Origin of the sequence: Enterococcus sp. 2G9_DIV0600, from assembly GCF_002140615.1 — a bacterium.
Lineage (GTDB): Bacteria > Bacillota > Bacilli > Lactobacillales > Enterococcaceae > Enterococcus_D > Enterococcus_D innesii.
The window spans coordinates 93,377-107,973 of sequence record NZ_NGLL01000002.1 but is presented as its reverse complement, the minus strand read 5'-3'; the positions used below and the strand labels follow the sequence as shown (position 1 = coordinate 107,973).

Below are 14,597 nucleotides of genomic sequence, written 5' to 3'. Positions count from 1 at the left end.
ACAGCAATGAGAAGAAAAGCGTCCATCACTGATTGATGGACGCTCTTTTTTATCGTCGTCCTTGGTCAATGGCCAATAAGTGTTGAAAATGTTTGTTTTCTGCTGCCAATTCGGCAGGTGTTCCGCTCATGGTCAACTGTCCATCTTCAATAAAGAGCACACGGTCCATCATCGAAATTCCTTGCAAGTGGTGGGTGATCCAAATGATCGTTTTGTTCTCCAGCACTTGGAAAAAGGTTTCGAGCACGCCTTGCTCCGTGATTGGGTCTAAGCCGACGGTTGGCTCATCCAATAAGATGATCGGGGTGTCTTTTAGCAAGATCCGCGCCAATGCCAAACGATGCCGTTCTCCACCAGAAAAACGCAAGCCAGCTTCATCCACCATCGTCGCCAAGCCATTAGGCAAAGCTGCCACCATTTCTTTCAACCCGACTTGCTCCAGTACGCGCCAGACTTCTTCTTCCGAAGCCGACTCATTGCCTAGCCGAATATTATTCAAGACGGTCGTATGGAAAAGATAGGGACTTTGATTGATGACACCGATCAAGTCACTGATCGACTCATTCAATGCCGTCACTGGCACGTCATTTAAGGTGATCGACCCTTGCGTCGGTTGCAGATCGCCTCGCAACAAGGAGGCAAAGGTACTTTTCCCAGAACCGCTGCGACCAAGGATCGCTAGTTTTTGATGTGCAGGAATCGTTAGATCCAACCCATGAAGCACTTCTTTGCCTTCAGGATACTGAAAATGCAAGTCCTTGACTGTGATCGACACGAGGCCCGTCACTTCAGGTATTGACGGTTGCTCCATGGAGACTTGGCGATTTTCTTCTGGCAATGCATTGAAGCGATCGATGGAGTCTTTGTAGCGATTGGTTTCTTGAGCAGCTGACGGTAATGGCGCAAATGCATCAACTAAAGGAAAGACACAAAGGACAAAGGCAGCGATCCAGTTGGCTGCTCCTCCGTGGTTACCTGGAAAGCGAATGCTGGTCCAAAGCAGCAATGCGACAGCGATCACTCCAAAGATGCTTTGTAAAAGAAAATCACGCCGGCGATCAAAGGACAGCATCTGTTCATCCACCGCCCGCAACTGCGTTTCCAGTTCCTTATGGGCAGCCACGTACTCGCTCCCTCTTTGAGAGAAGACCCAATCAGAAACCCCTAATACATTATCCGTCAGTGTCGTATACAAGTTGTTTTTCATGTGTTTTTGCTTTTCTTGCCGCGCGCCGTTGATGATCACCGACCAAAGTGGCAAGACAAAGACGATGATCCCTAATAGCAGCAGCATCACCAAAGCAAACCACCAAGAAAAATAGCCGAGTCCAATGATCAAGAACGCATACAAGATCCAAGCGATCACGGTAGGAAAGATCGTCCGCAAATACAGGTTTTGAATATGGTTGATATCTTCTGCCAATAAGCCCAAGATATCCCCCGTGCGATGCGCTTGCTTAAAGAAGATCGCATCTTTTTCTACTACGTTGTACAGTTTCAATCGTAAATTAGAAGTCATGCGCAAGACCCAGCTATGACTGGTCAACCGTTCCAAATAGCGAAAAACTGGACGGCCGATCCCAAACGCTCGGGTCAGTACGATGGGGATGTAAACCAATAGAATGTTTTCTGGGATCGACGCCGAGCGGCTGATCAGGTACCCCGAATTAAACATCAGTGCCCCACCACAGAAAAAGGTCAAGAAGCCTAGGAATAAGGCCAGCGCCAAAACGTTTTTGTATTTTGACAAGAAAGGCTTGACCCAAGTATCAGTTTTCAATGAGCGCAATAAGCCGATTTTATTCAAGCTGTTCCCTCCTCATTCCATTGACTAGTTCTGTAAAAGCACCTTGCTTTTGCTGCAATTGTGCCAAGGTGCCTTGTTCCACGATTCTTCCTTGATCCATCACGATGATTTCATCCATTTCTTCCATCCAGTGCAAGCGATGGGTTGCAAAAAAGACTAACCGGTTTTCCATCAGCGGCAGCATCCGTTCCTTTAAGGCCACTTCGGTTTCAATATCCAAATGAGCCGTTGGTTCATCAAACAAAAGAATCTTTCGTTGCTGGTCTAAAAAGGCACGGGCTAAAGCGATCCGTTGGGCTTGCCCACCACTTAGATGCCGTTCCCCTTCTCCTAACATCGTGTCCAACCCTTGCGGCAGCTCTGCCAAAAGCTCAGTCAAGCCTGCCACTTCAATGGCTTTCAGTACGGCTTCTTTGGTAGCTGTCGGCTGATAAAACGCGATATTTTCCTGCAAGGTCAACCGATAGATATAAGGATTTTGCGGAATATAGATCAGCTGTTCTTGCCAGCTTGCTTGGCGAAAGGCCGTGGTTTGGGCCCCTCCGAGAGTGATCTCGCCACTGTCTGGCACGAGAAAGCCACTCAAAGTATTGATCAAGGTAGACTTGCCAGAACCGCTCAGACCGATGATCCCGATCTTTTTGAAGCCAGTCACGTTCAAGTTGATATCCGTCAAAGCCGCTTTTTCCTCGTAGGAAAACGCCAGCTGATCGATCGTTAACTGGGCGTCTTCCTGCCAACGAGGCACCGTTACTGCCGGTACTTGGGCTTCCGGCTGATGCAAGATCTCCGTCACCGCAGTCATCGCATTTTTCCCGTCTAAGGTTGCATGATAATCACTGGAAAAGTCGCGGATCGGCAAGAAATATTCTGGTGCTAAAATCAAGATAGTTAACGCCGGAAACAGCAAGATTCCTTCATTGATCAGCCGCAAGCCTAGCAAGACTGCCACGACGGCAATCGATAAGGTCGTGAAAAAGTCTAAGGCGAAGGTCGATAAAATACCGACTTTTAATGAAGCCATCGTCGCTTTCCGAAACCGTTCGCTGGAAGCAAAGATACTTTTGCCATATTTTTTACTGACCCCAAATAATTTCAGCGTGTCAATCCCTCGCAGGGAGTCGATGAAATGATTGGACAGTAATTGAAAGGTTCGGTATTGTTTTTCCGCTTTGCTTTGGGCGGCATAGCCCAAGATGATCATAAAAATGATGATCAAGGGGAACACCAACAGCAAGACCAAGCCCGATTCCCAATCCAGATAAAAAACGAGTGCCAAAATGACCCAAGGAATGATCGACATATTCATGATTTTGGCAAGAATCAATTTCAAGTAGTTTTCGACTTGATTGATCCCTTCCAAGACCATCGTTGTTACATTCCCAGTCCCTTGCTGTTGTGCGATCTGAGGACCGACCCGAAACAATTTCTCCAACAATTGATCCCGCAAATCGGCGGCTTGCTGGTAACTGTAATCATCGAGTCTTTTGGAACGGAAATAGATAACAGCTTGTCGGGCGATAAACGAACAAAAGAACAGCAGAATCCAGCCCCACTGTTCCTCTAATGGTCGTCCTTCCCATAAGCCAGTGATGGCACGTGCCAATCCATACGCCTGCCCAATAATGAAGAGCGCCTGCAGGAACGAAAGTCCCGCAAGCAGCCCTAAAAGTTGTTTCATTCCTGGGAGCTTCATGATTTGTTTATCAATCATTTATACCCCTCCAACGCCTCCGTATGACTGATCCGTTTACGGAAGATATAGTAACTCCAAGCCGTATAGGCCAAGACGAAAGGCAAGATCGTCAGTGAAAGATAACTCATGATCTTCAATGTGTAGCGGCTTGAAGACGCATCAGCGATCAACAGGTCATAGCTTGAATCGATCGAACTGATCAAGACTCTTGGGAATAACCCTGTGAAGATCAATGCCACCAAAGCGATCAACGTCAAGCCGCTCGCAATGAAAGCCATCATTTCTTTGCCTTTAAAGACGCCGATATTTGCAATCAGTGTCAGTGCAACGATCACCAGCAACAAACCAAGCGTTGTCGCAAAATGATTCTCAAAGAAATCCGTTTGGAAGTAAAGCATCACAGCAAAGACGACTAAGCCTGCATATAAGATGCCATAAAAAATACTTGCATAGTTGCGTGCCCGTGCCCGAATCGGACCTTCCGTTTTCAAAGCGATATAGTTTAATCCGTGCAAGTAGCACAACAAGGTCAACGCGATCCCGCCAACGATTGAAAAGGGATTGACGTAATCCGTAAAGGTTGCCGTCATGTTGCCATCTTCACCCAAAGGCATTCCTTGGATCATGCTGACAAACATCAGACCGAAGAAAAACGGTACGATCGTACTGCCGATCGTCAACGTCCAGTTCCAAATGTTTTTGTGTTCTTTCGGGAAGTTCGCTCGAAACTCAAAGGAAACACCGCGAATGATCAACCCGACTAAGATCAATAACAAAATCAAATAAAAACCACTGAACAAAGAAGCATACCAGTATGGAAACGAGGCGAACATCGCTCCGCCAGCGGTCAATAGCCACACTTCATTGCCATCCCAGACAGGCCCGATCGTTTTAACGATCTGGTCTTTTTCCTCTTCATTGTGAGCCAATGTCTGCACAGACATCCCCACACCAAAGTCAAACCCTTCTAAGAAGAAGAATCCGGAAAATAAAAGCCCAATCAACGTGAACCATAGTAATTGCAGACCGGTCATCCTTCAAACGCCTCCTTATCAAATGGGTCTTCGTACCCATCTTGGTTGTCTCCTTGGCTGATTTCACCAAAGGCTTCTTTTTCAGGTCCATGATCCATTTCCCGTTTCACAAGATAGACCATCGTTCCACCTAAGCCAGAGAACAAGAGGAAGTAAACGATGTTTGAGATCAAGAGTGAGGTAACGGAAACGTTTGGTGACACACTATCTTCGATCGTAAACAAGCCGTAAACCGTCCATGGGTAACGTCCTAACTCCGTGATTAACCAACCAGCTGTATTGGCAATAAATGGGGTGAACAAAGTGATCGCCACTACCCAAAGTAACCAGCGTTTTTCAAAGAGCCACGGTTTCTTCTTACGCGTAAAATACAACCCCAGACCAGAAACCAACAGCATCAAGGCACCAAAACCAGCCATGATCCGGAAGCTCCAAAAGAGTGTGTTGACCGGCGGGTAGTAATTACGGTCGCCGTAGGTTTCAATCAATTGCTGATTGACCGTATCCATCCCATCAATGGAGCCGAAGGGTTCATTGAAGGCTAAGATACTCAACATATATGGAATCGAAATACCGAAGACTTGGTGATGTTCCGCTTCATTCGCCCAAGCAACGACAGTCCAAGCCGCAGGACTCCCGGTATCTTCATAAGTGCCTTCCATTGCGGCAAATTTCATTGGTTGTTCTTCAACCAAGTATTTCATTTGTTCATCCCCGGCTAGCAAGACGGTGAATGAACCGAACAATGCCACCGCAAAACCGATCCGCATTGATTTTTTGAAGAAGTCGCGGTCAATGTCTTTGTCTTTCTTCAATAGACGAAAGGCTGATAAGCCAGCAACAATGATTCCTCCCATCGTGATGGCTGCGGTGATCACGTGTAAAAACTCATACCACACTTGTGGATTTGCCAATAATGCACCGAAGTCAGTCATTTCTGCCCGGCCATTGTTCAAGGTATACCCCACTGGATGCTGCATAAAACTATTGGCAGCTAAGATCCAAAACGCCGATAGCATCGAACCCAGCGTCACCAACCAGAAAAAGGTGGCGTGCAGCTTGGGACTGACCCGATCCCATGTAAAGATCCACAATCCTAAGAACGTCGATTCTAAGAAGAACGCCAACAAAGCCTCCAAAGCCAAGGGCGCACCAAAAATATCCCCGACAAAACGAGAATAGTCTGACCAGTTCATCCCAAATTGAAATTCTTGAATGATCCCTGTCACGACCCCGACAGCAAAACTCAATAGAAAAATATTTCCCCAAAACTTCGTCATCCGGCGATATTTTTCATCTTTTTTGATCACATAAAGTGTCTCCATAATTGCAACGACGACACCAGTTCCGATCGAAAACGGTACAAAGAAAAAGTGAAAAATCGTCGTCATCGCAAACTGGATTCGCGCTAGTGTCACAATATCCATCCTACATCCTCCTATTTCATAAAAAAGTGCATTAAAATAATTCTAAAGAAAGAAAAATTCCAACTTCGAATATACTCCTCTAATCAGTAAAAAAGAAGCAAATTGCTTGCATTTACTGATTTTTAATCACTTCCTCTCCGATTCTTAAACATAAGGCGCTTTCATCAGCGGAATATAGCTTTTTAGGGCTCTTCCCAACCGTAGCGCGTTCCCTCAGAAAGCAATGGATCACTCAATAAAATTCCCGGAAACTCTTCCTTCAATACAAATGTGCTTAATGATTGATACATAGCAAACGTATTCTTCATCCCTAAGCTTTCCAGCTGATCTAACGTTTGTTGCATTAAATCCGCCGCTTTTGCCTTATTTTGTTTTAATAGATGCGTCCAGCCTTCAAAAAACGGCATAAAGACCGCTTGTTCAATGTGTTCTTTTTCATAAACATGGGCGCGCCATAAATGAAAGGTTTTTTCCGCATAATCCGCCTCATCAAAAACAGCAAAGACGGAAAACACGGTCTCAAACGTGTTGTATAGAATATCTTTGTTGCCGGGGATTTTTGCAAAGCGCTGGCTCTTTTTGATGGCGATCGTCAAACAGCGCCAAAGCAAAGCTGGCTCCATCGAGACTGCTATCCGGGCAAATAGCCGCAGCTCATAAACGCCCCATGTATCGGTATTCAGCAAGTAATGCTTGGCAGAGTTCAGACAGTAATTGTGTTTCAAGTAAGCCTCTTGGATGGGCCCCCCTTTAAAAAGCTCCTCTTTCATCAAGTAGTCAAAACGGATCAGTTGCAAGAAGTGGTCCAGCTCCAAGGAGTAATGCTGTTGAAAGTAGGCGGTCAGCTTTTGATATTTCTTTTTTAATTTAGGTACTTCATCAATGGATTCGATCCCCATCGAACGGACATAGTCGACCATTAGCTTTTGAGCCTCCGAATGATGCTCCCCCGTATGCAGCAGCTGAAATTCGGCAAAACTCACTTCCAATTTATCTAGCAAGCGATGAAATCGTTCGCAGGAAATCGTCGTTTTGCCATTTTCAAATTGCGATAACAAAGACATCGACAATTGTTCATCCACTAATTCCTTCAACAGTAAGCCTTTGCTTTTGCGAAGCTCTTTCACTGTCGCACCATAATTGTTCATTTTTTCACCTTCTTTTTCAATATATTGAAATAAGCAGTTGCTTTTCCCAAAGATCCTTTATAGTTGAATTATCTTATAGAAACGAGGGAAAAGCTATGGATACCCATTTAAAAAAGAAAATGCTTCACGTGAAACATTTACAAAAAAGTTTCAAAGACAAAACCGTTTTGAAAGAGGTCACTTTTGACGTCATTCCTGGCGAAGTATTTGTCTTACTAGGATCAAACGGTGCTGGAAAAACCACTCTAGTCAAAATTTTGTCCACTATCCTGCCTTTTGACCAAGGAACCGCGCTGATCGATGGGATCGACTTGACCAAAAATCCAGCAGCGATTCGCGAGAAAATCAGTCTGACGGGGCAATTTTCCGCCGTCGATCAAGAACTGACCGGTCGAGAAAACTTGCTGATGATTGCTGCCTTGCGCCATGTCAAAAATAAACCGTTGATCGTCCAACATTTGTTAGAGCGTTTTGATTTGGTGGATGCCAGCAACCGACTAGTCAAAAATTATTCTGGTGGCATGCGACGACGCTTAGACATCGCCATGAGTTTTATCGGCGAACCTGACCTGCTCTTTTTGGATGAACCGACGACCGGGTTAGACCCGCAAAACCGCTTAGCCACATGGCACATGATCAAAGAGATCGCCGCTCAAGGACGAACGATTTTCCTGACGACCCAATACCTAGAAGAAGCTGAATTTTTAGCAGACCAAGTCGCCATCTTGCATGAAGGGAAAATCATCTTGCAAGGAACACCAACGGAAGTCAAAGCACTGCACCCTTCGCAAACGATGGAAATCAGCGTATTGACGAAAGAACACTTGCAGACCGTTCGTCAGCATCTGTCTGATTTTCCGCTGCAAGTCAATGAGTCCAGTCTCTCTCTGACATTTCCCGTCAGTCAAGACTTCCAGCATTCCTTCACGCTGTTGCAGGAACTCAATCAACTACCGATCACCATCACCAGTTTTAATCAAAAGAATGCTTCTTTAGAAGATATTTTTCTAACACTTGTCCAAGGAGGAAACCAATGAAAGCAATTATAGAAACCAACACCTTATTCAAACGCAATCTCTTGCTATCGATTCGCAGTATGGAGACTTTACTAAGTGGAATTTTGACCCCAGCGATTTTAATGATCCTCTTCGTCTATGTTTTTGGGGGAGCCATGAACGTCGGCGATACCTCTTATGTCGATTTTGTCGTTCCTGGTGTTCTCGTCCAATGTATCGCCCAAAGCGCCTCCTCCGTTGGGGTAACGGTGACGGAAGATTTGAAATCCGGCATGGTGGAACGGCTGATGACCTTGAATATTTCTAACTCAGCCTTTTTAAACGGCCATGTCTTCGCCGCGACCCTTCGGAGCTTGATCAGTACCTTGGTCGTGTTGATCGTTGCCATGGTCATCGGTTTTCGCCCTCAAGCCACAGTTACAGGCTGGGGACTCGCCTTCCTATTGATCTTTTGCTTCACCTTCGCCTTCACTTGGGTCTCAGTTCTGGTTGGTCTCATCGCCAAAAGCCCCGAGACAGCTACCTTGTTTACTGTCTTGATCACCCTTTTGCCCTACTTAAGCTCTGGTTTCGTCCCTACGGAAACCATGCCGCGCCCGTTAGCCATTTTTGCTGAATACCAACCAATGTCGCCGATCATCCATTCTTTGCGAGGACTTTTGTTAAACTTGAAAGATACCACCTTGATCAGTGCCTTTAGCTGGTGCGGCGGTATCGTAGTGGTGAGCTGGTTCTTGGCACGAATGCTTTATCAAAAACGGTTACGCTAGGTAAAAGGAATCAGTGGTATAATATAAGTAGTTTTCTATTATAAAAAGGCAGGGATACCCATGGATCTTAAAAACCGTCTGATCGCCTTCGCTAAGACCTTCAATGATGTTCAGGTCGACCATCCGTTTGCAAAGTTTCCTGAGTACCAAGTCTTGCGACACCGCAAAAACGGCAAATGGTTTGGCTTGCTGATGACTGTAGAAAAGCAGAAATTAGGCCTGGAAGGAACAGGAATGATCGAGATTTTAGATGTCAAAGCAGCGCCCGAAATGGTTTCGATCATCAATCAAAGTCGCGGTTATTTACCCGCTTATCACATGAATAAAAACCATTGGCTCACCGCATTACTAGATGACTCTGTATCAGAAAAACAACTCCAATCTTTGTTACGAGACAGCTATGAACGTACCCGTTAAACCAAATATCACCAAAAAACCGATCAACGATGCACCTGTATAGGAGCACCGTCGATCGGTTTTCTTTTATAACGGATCCTGTGTCATCCGTGAGTCTAACGAAACACTTAGGCCAACTCTTCTCCGTTTGTTGCAATGACTTGTTTGTACCAATCAAAGGATTTTTTCTTGGAACGATCCATCGTGCCATTGCCTTCGTCATCAAAGTCAACATAGATGAAGCCATAGCGTTTGCTCATTTCGCCTGTTGAAGCACTGACAAGGTCGATACAGCCCCATGGCGTATAACCGATCAAGTCTACGCCATCAGCAATCGCTTCCCCCATTGCTTCAATGTGGCGGCGCAAGTAATCGATACGATAGTCATCTTCGATCTTACCTTCTTCGTTAAAGGTATCAATGGCTCCTAAGCCGTTTTCCACGATAAACAACGGTTTTTGGTAACGATCATACAGTTCATTCAACGCGATGCGCAGCCCTTCTGGGTCGATTTGCCAGCCCCATTCACTTGCTTCTAAGAATGGATTGCGGACACCACCCAACAAGTTTCCTTGCACTTCATCGGCTTCTTCTGTGGTGATATCCACGGCAGAAGACATGTAGTAGCTGAAGCCAACATAGTCAACAGTATGTTCAGCAATCAAGGCTAAGTCTTCTTCGGTAATCTCAAGATCCTCTTTATTGACGCCGTGTTCTTTGTACAAACGATCCGTAAAAGATGGGTATTTTCCACGTACTTGCACGTCGGCACAGTAGTAGTTGAAGGCTTGATTATGGATCATCGTCGCCACTTGGTTGACCGGGTTCGCATCAATGCTGTAAGTCGTTGCATAAATGATCATACAACCGATCTGTAACTCTGGGTTTAATTCATGGCCGATTTTGACTGCTTTACTGCTGGCAACAAATTGGTTGTGCCACGCTTGGATCACGTTTGTAAAGTCGCTGGCACCCGTGCTGTTGACCATCCCTTGACTCAATGCGGAGAAATGGAAAGCAGAGTTGATCTCATTGAAGGTCATCCAGTATTTGACTTTGCTGTGGAACCGTTCCAAGACAACTTTTGCAAAACGTTCATAGAAATCGATCAATGCTCGGTTTTTCCAGCCACCGTATTCTTTGGCTAAATGCAAGGGCATTTCATAGTGAGAGATCGTAACCACTGGCTCGATCCCGTATTTCAAACATTCATCGATCAGCGCATCGTAAAATGCTAGCCCAGCTTCGTTTGGTGTCGTTTCATCGCCTTTTGGAAAGATACGTGTCCATGCGATAGAAAAACGATAGCTCTTGAAGCCCATTTCTGCAAACAACGCAATGTCTTCTTTGAAACGGTCATAATGGTCGATCCCGCGATGATTTGGGTAGGTGTATTTGTCCTCATCGATCGTCCAATCAAACGTATCACTGCCTAAAATCGCTAAACGCTGTTTGCCGCCAGGCATTGCATCCGCCACTGACAAGCCTTTGCCATCGCGATCGAACGCCCCTTCTAATTGATTCGCTGCGGTCGCGCCGCCCCATAAGAAATTTTCTGGAAATTTTGCCATTTGCTCGTTCTCCTTTTGTTTTCTTTTGATAAACCTACCTAGCTGGTTACTGAAAAATCCCCGATAAAAAACAAAAAACCTAAATAAGAGCCGCTGCTAAAACGAGAAGAGCGCTTTCTTATTTAGGTCTTGCCTGATCGAGTCAGTAACAATCCACGTGGGTTTTCTTTCTTTAACTATAGCACTAACTCGTTGGCTTGTCATCATAAAATCGGTTTCTTTTAAACCGTTTCCCCCGTTGCATCGATACTTTCAGTTTGAACCTCCGCTTGCGCTGCTTCTGCTTCCGTTTTTAATTTTCCTTTATCTAAAACTTTAACAAAAGGAATGTACAGCAAGCAGCCTGCCAAAACGCAAACGACTTGTAGAACTGCGACCTGCCAGCCTCCAGCTAGAAACCCATTTAGAAAAATCGGTGTGCCAAAGGGAACTTGTACGCCACTAAGTCGTGGGACGATCCCACTCCAGATCGCTAGGTATGCTACAAGCACTTGAACCAATGGTGTTAATATGAACGGAATCGCCATGATTGGATTCAAAATCAGCGGTAAGCCAAAAATCACCGGCTCATTAATGGTGAACAATCCAGGAACGGCACTCAAGTTAGCGACTGTCCGTGATTGTTTGGATTTCGCCAACAGCAAAATAACGATAATCAATGACAATGTTCCTCCAGCCCCACCAATACCAGCAAACAAATCATAAAACGACTTGCTCAAAATATTCGGCAGCTCGGAACGCGCAACGCCGCTAGCTAAAGCATCCATATTTTCCACATCCATTGGTAAGTACAAAGCGGTGACAAAGCTACCCACCACCAACGAACCATGGATACCGAAGAACCATAGCACCATTTGGATCAGTACAATAAATAACAACGAACCGACACTAGAAGACAAGCTTTGCAGCGGCATTGCCAAGATTTGATAGATGAAATCTGAGAATGAGCCATAAGAAGTAAAACTGAATGCCCAGCTAATGACGATCGCGGTAAACCCAGAAATAATTGCTGGAATCAAACCGGCGAAGGTATCCGTCACAAATTGCGGCACGCCTGCTGGCATTTTGATGGCGATATTTTTTTCTAAAATAAAGCAGTACAAACGAGCAAAGACTAAGCCACAGATCATAGCGGTAAACAAGCCTTGAGAGCCGAGTTTGCTCATGTCGAGAGTCGTTGTTTCCTCCAAGGTGACCATTGGCGTCATCATCAAAAAGGCAAACAACGAAACGATGCCGGCAGGGACTGCCGACTGCTTAAATTCTGTCGCTAAACGGTGCCCGACAAGAAAGGAAGCGTACACTGAGATAACCCCAACGGTCATACTGTAACCGACGGAAAAATAACCGCCAATATTGATCGAGTTGATAAAATCTGTCCACCCTTGAATCGGCAAAACTGCTAACAACAAGGCGATCGAGCCAATAATGTTGATCGGCAGCGTCGCCATCAACCCGTTTGAAATTGCCTTTAAATACCGATTGTTGGAGATTTTATCTGCAAATACTAACACCTTATCCATATACTTATCCATTTTTTTCACTCCTTTATTTGGATGACGAACAATACATCTTCGTGACAATTGTGGGGATGGAAAACAGTGATACCATCAGTAACTGTCAGTTTTGGTTTCAAGAAACGATTGGTGTTCAAATCGATCAATGTGACGGTCGCTGTAGAAAGATCTCCTTGCAGGCGAACTGTTGTATTGCTTGGCAAGTAAAGCAAGGCATCCTTCCTTCCTGCGATAGCTGCCATACGAATCTGTTCATCTGCATCGATCAAGCGCTCTTGGCAAGGCACAAGCTCCTGAATATTTAATAATTCAAATAATTGCTTGATAAAGCCATAGTCATCTGCCCCAGGAAAAGACAAAGCTTCTGGCCAAATCATCGGACGATCAAATGCTTCCCCGATTTCTTCCGCAAAGGTTGCCGTCGAGGTTTGCCAACTCCAGATGCCGTGAGCACCGTACGTGATCCCAGCCGAGCCGCCGGCTAACAATGATTGCCATGCTGCTTTGCGGACATCTTTTTGACCAAATCGACCGTATACGTGACGGGCATAGCCCATTTGTTCATAGCAAGGTTCTGAGTTGATGATCGGCAGCTGCGGTTGTCTTTGATAAAAACGCTCTGCCAAATAATAAGGCATATTCAAAAAGGCGCTGTTATGACCTGATTGGTATAAAAATAAGTCCAAATGTTCGACGATCGTTGCGGGAATCTCTTCAAAACGTCCCTTGATATGAATCGTTTTCAGGGTATTGGGCGAATGCTTTTCAAAGAAAACAAAGGCTTCTAGATACGTATCGATGGTTGGCTGTGTTGGGAAGTCCGTATCGCCACCAATAAAGTAGATCGGATGGAAGGCATCAAACGTCGCAATCACTTTTTGATAGTAGGCCTGGCGGCAATCCTCCGGCAACACGTTGCGTTCTTTGTCCAACTGGCTAGCCCACGTGCCTGCGACATAGTTTGACCACAAGACGACCAACGCTAAAGTAAACCCTTTCTCATCGGCAATTTTACAAAGACGCTGAGCCCGTTCGAAATAGGCATCCTCCCAAACAGTAAAATCAAAGACGCCCGCATCAAGAGGAAACGGCAAGCAGTCAAATTGACCACGGCTGCGATCCCATTGCGGTAACACATTGATTTGAAGGGTATTGAAGCCCTGCTCTTTGCGTTTGTCTAAGTAGGTGATCCAGTCATTTTCTTGAATACTAGTAAAGGCACTCCAGCAAGTATCGGCTAAATAAAAGAAATGCTGGCCGTCTCGCAATAAGGTGCGTTTATTTTGGCTTACGGTGATTTTCACGGTGGTGTTCTCCTTTCATCGGCACAAGTTGTGCACTGGCGGTTTTTTAATCAATATAACTGCTAAGCCAGCCTTCGCACAGCTCAAACCATTTAGCGACATGAGTATTGAGGTGACTTGGCTTGCGTGCCGTTGTTCGATCCGCTAATGCCAGTCCGTGTTCGCCTTTTTCAAAAATATGCAGTTCAAATGGAATCTCTGCTTCTCTTAATTTGACCGCCAGCTTCAACGAGTGTGCCACATCGACTAAGACGTCTTCCGTCGTATGCCAGAGAAACATCGGAGGTGTCCACTGATCGACATGATGCAAAATGTTCATGGATTGAATGGCTTCTTCCGTCGGTTGTTTACTCCCAAAAAAGCGTTCGTTGGCAGTTAAAGGTGTTTCGATCAGACGAGCGGCAAAGCCTAGCTCATCGATTGGGAAGGCATGCTCTTGATAAACCAATGGGTAGCCAGCGATCGCCAAATTCACTTTCAATAAGTCACTGCTAACGCCCAATGCTTCTGCCAGCTCAGCATCGTGCCAGCGCGTCGCTAACTGCAACGCTAGATGTCCGCCTGCTGAAAAACCGCAAACGATGATTTGCTCTTCATCCACCAACCATTCTTGAGCATGCTCGCGAATGATCTTGACGGTTTGGGCGGCTTCCATCAAGGCATTATGGGGAACGTTTTTCACTTGGTCACCGGTGGTGTACCATAAAACAACGCTATTTAGCCCGATACTATTGAATTTCAAGGCAATGACTTCTGCTTCTCGATCACTGGTAAAGGCGTAGCCGCCGCCTGGACAGACGATCACTAGCGGTCGTTTCTTGCCGACATTGTACTCTTTGGATTGGTGCAATAAATAGGTAGCCACGTAAGCCGTTTGATTCAGTTGAATTCGTTGAATCTCCATATAGTTC

At 45.5% G+C, this 14,597-nt stretch carries 12 protein-coding genes; 3 read left to right on the top strand and 9 right to left on the bottom strand.

Annotated features, from left to right (window positions below; translation table 11 throughout):
- Positions 1-49: 49 nt before the first annotated feature.
- From cydC to A5870_RS13990, 5 genes are all read right to left on the bottom strand, one after another.
- Positions 50-1,807: a thiol reductant ABC exporter subunit CydC gene (gene cydC / locus A5870_RS14010; RefSeq protein WP_086293528.1), complete on the bottom strand. Its 1,758-nt coding sequence runs from the start codon at positions 1,805-1,807 to the stop codon at positions 50-52.
- A complete protein-coding gene (gene cydD / locus A5870_RS14005) occupies positions 1,800-3,521 on the bottom strand; it encodes a thiol reductant ABC exporter subunit CydD (RefSeq protein WP_086293526.1) in 1,722 nt (573 codons plus the stop codon). The genes cydC and cydD overlap by 8 nt, the downstream gene beginning before the upstream one ends.
- A complete protein-coding gene (cydB, locus tag A5870_RS14000) occupies positions 3,518-4,537 on the bottom strand; it encodes a cytochrome d ubiquinol oxidase subunit II (protein WP_016619517.1) in 1,020 nt (339 codons plus the stop codon). Before cydB ends, cydD begins: the two co-directional genes overlap by 4 nt.
- On the bottom strand, positions 4,534-5,964 hold the full coding sequence (locus tag A5870_RS13995; RefSeq protein ID WP_005232838.1) for a cytochrome ubiquinol oxidase subunit I: 1,431 nt from the start codon (positions 5,962-5,964) through the stop codon (positions 4,534-4,536). The genes cydB and A5870_RS13995 overlap by 4 nt, the downstream gene beginning before the upstream one ends.
- A 182-nt stretch (positions 5,965-6,146) precedes the next feature.
- A complete protein-coding gene (locus tag A5870_RS13990) occupies positions 6,147-7,112 on the bottom strand; it encodes a helix-turn-helix domain-containing protein (RefSeq protein ID WP_086293524.1) in 966 nt (321 codons plus the stop codon).
- Between the two features lie 95 nt (positions 7,113-7,207).
- On the opposite strand from A5870_RS13990, the gene A5870_RS13985 reads away from it, so the two are divergent.
- From A5870_RS13985 to A5870_RS13975, 3 genes are read left to right on the top strand one after another with little or no spacing between them, the layout of a single operon-like run.
- Positions 7,208-8,149, top strand: a complete 942-nt coding sequence (locus tag A5870_RS13985) for an ABC transporter ATP-binding protein (RefSeq protein WP_086293522.1) — start codon at positions 7,208-7,210, stop codon at positions 8,147-8,149.
- Positions 8,146-8,898 (top strand): ABC transporter permease, encoded by a 753-nt coding sequence (locus A5870_RS13980; RefSeq protein ID WP_086293521.1) that lies wholly within the window; start codon positions 8,146-8,148, stop codon positions 8,896-8,898. The genes A5870_RS13985 and A5870_RS13980 overlap by 4 nt, the downstream gene beginning before the upstream one ends.
- 60 nt (positions 8,899-8,958) lie before the next feature.
- The gene (locus tag A5870_RS13975; protein WP_086293519.1) at positions 8,959-9,315 is read left to right on the top strand and encodes an MmcQ/YjbR family DNA-binding protein; all 357 of its coding nucleotides are present in this window, start codon (positions 8,959-8,961) and stop codon (positions 9,313-9,315) included.
- Positions 9,316-9,422: 107 nt separating this feature from the next.
- On the opposite strand, the gene A5870_RS13970 is transcribed toward A5870_RS13975, so the two are convergent.
- The 4 genes from A5870_RS13970 to A5870_RS13955 all read right to left on the bottom strand — a co-directional run bounded on the left by A5870_RS13970 (position 9,423) and on the right by A5870_RS13955 (position 14,590).
- The gene (locus A5870_RS13970; protein WP_005226517.1) at positions 9,423-10,865 is read right to left on the bottom strand and encodes a glycoside hydrolase family 1 protein; all 1,443 of its coding nucleotides are present in this window, start codon (positions 10,863-10,865) and stop codon (positions 9,423-9,425) included.
- 221 nt (positions 10,866-11,086) lie between these two features.
- On the bottom strand, positions 11,087-12,400 hold the full coding sequence (locus tag A5870_RS13965; RefSeq protein WP_086293517.1) for a PTS sugar transporter subunit IIC: 1,314 nt from the start codon (positions 12,398-12,400) through the stop codon (positions 11,087-11,089).
- A gap of 5 nt (positions 12,401-12,405) precedes the next feature.
- On the bottom strand, positions 12,406-13,686 hold the full coding sequence (locus A5870_RS13960; protein WP_086293515.1) for an apiosidase-like domain-containing protein: 1,281 nt from the start codon (positions 13,684-13,686) through the stop codon (positions 12,406-12,408).
- A gap of 46 nt (positions 13,687-13,732) precedes the next feature.
- A complete protein-coding gene (locus tag A5870_RS13955) occupies positions 13,733-14,590 on the bottom strand; it encodes an alpha/beta hydrolase (protein ID WP_086293513.1) in 858 nt (285 codons plus the stop codon).
- Positions 14,591-14,597 lie beyond the last annotated feature (7 nt).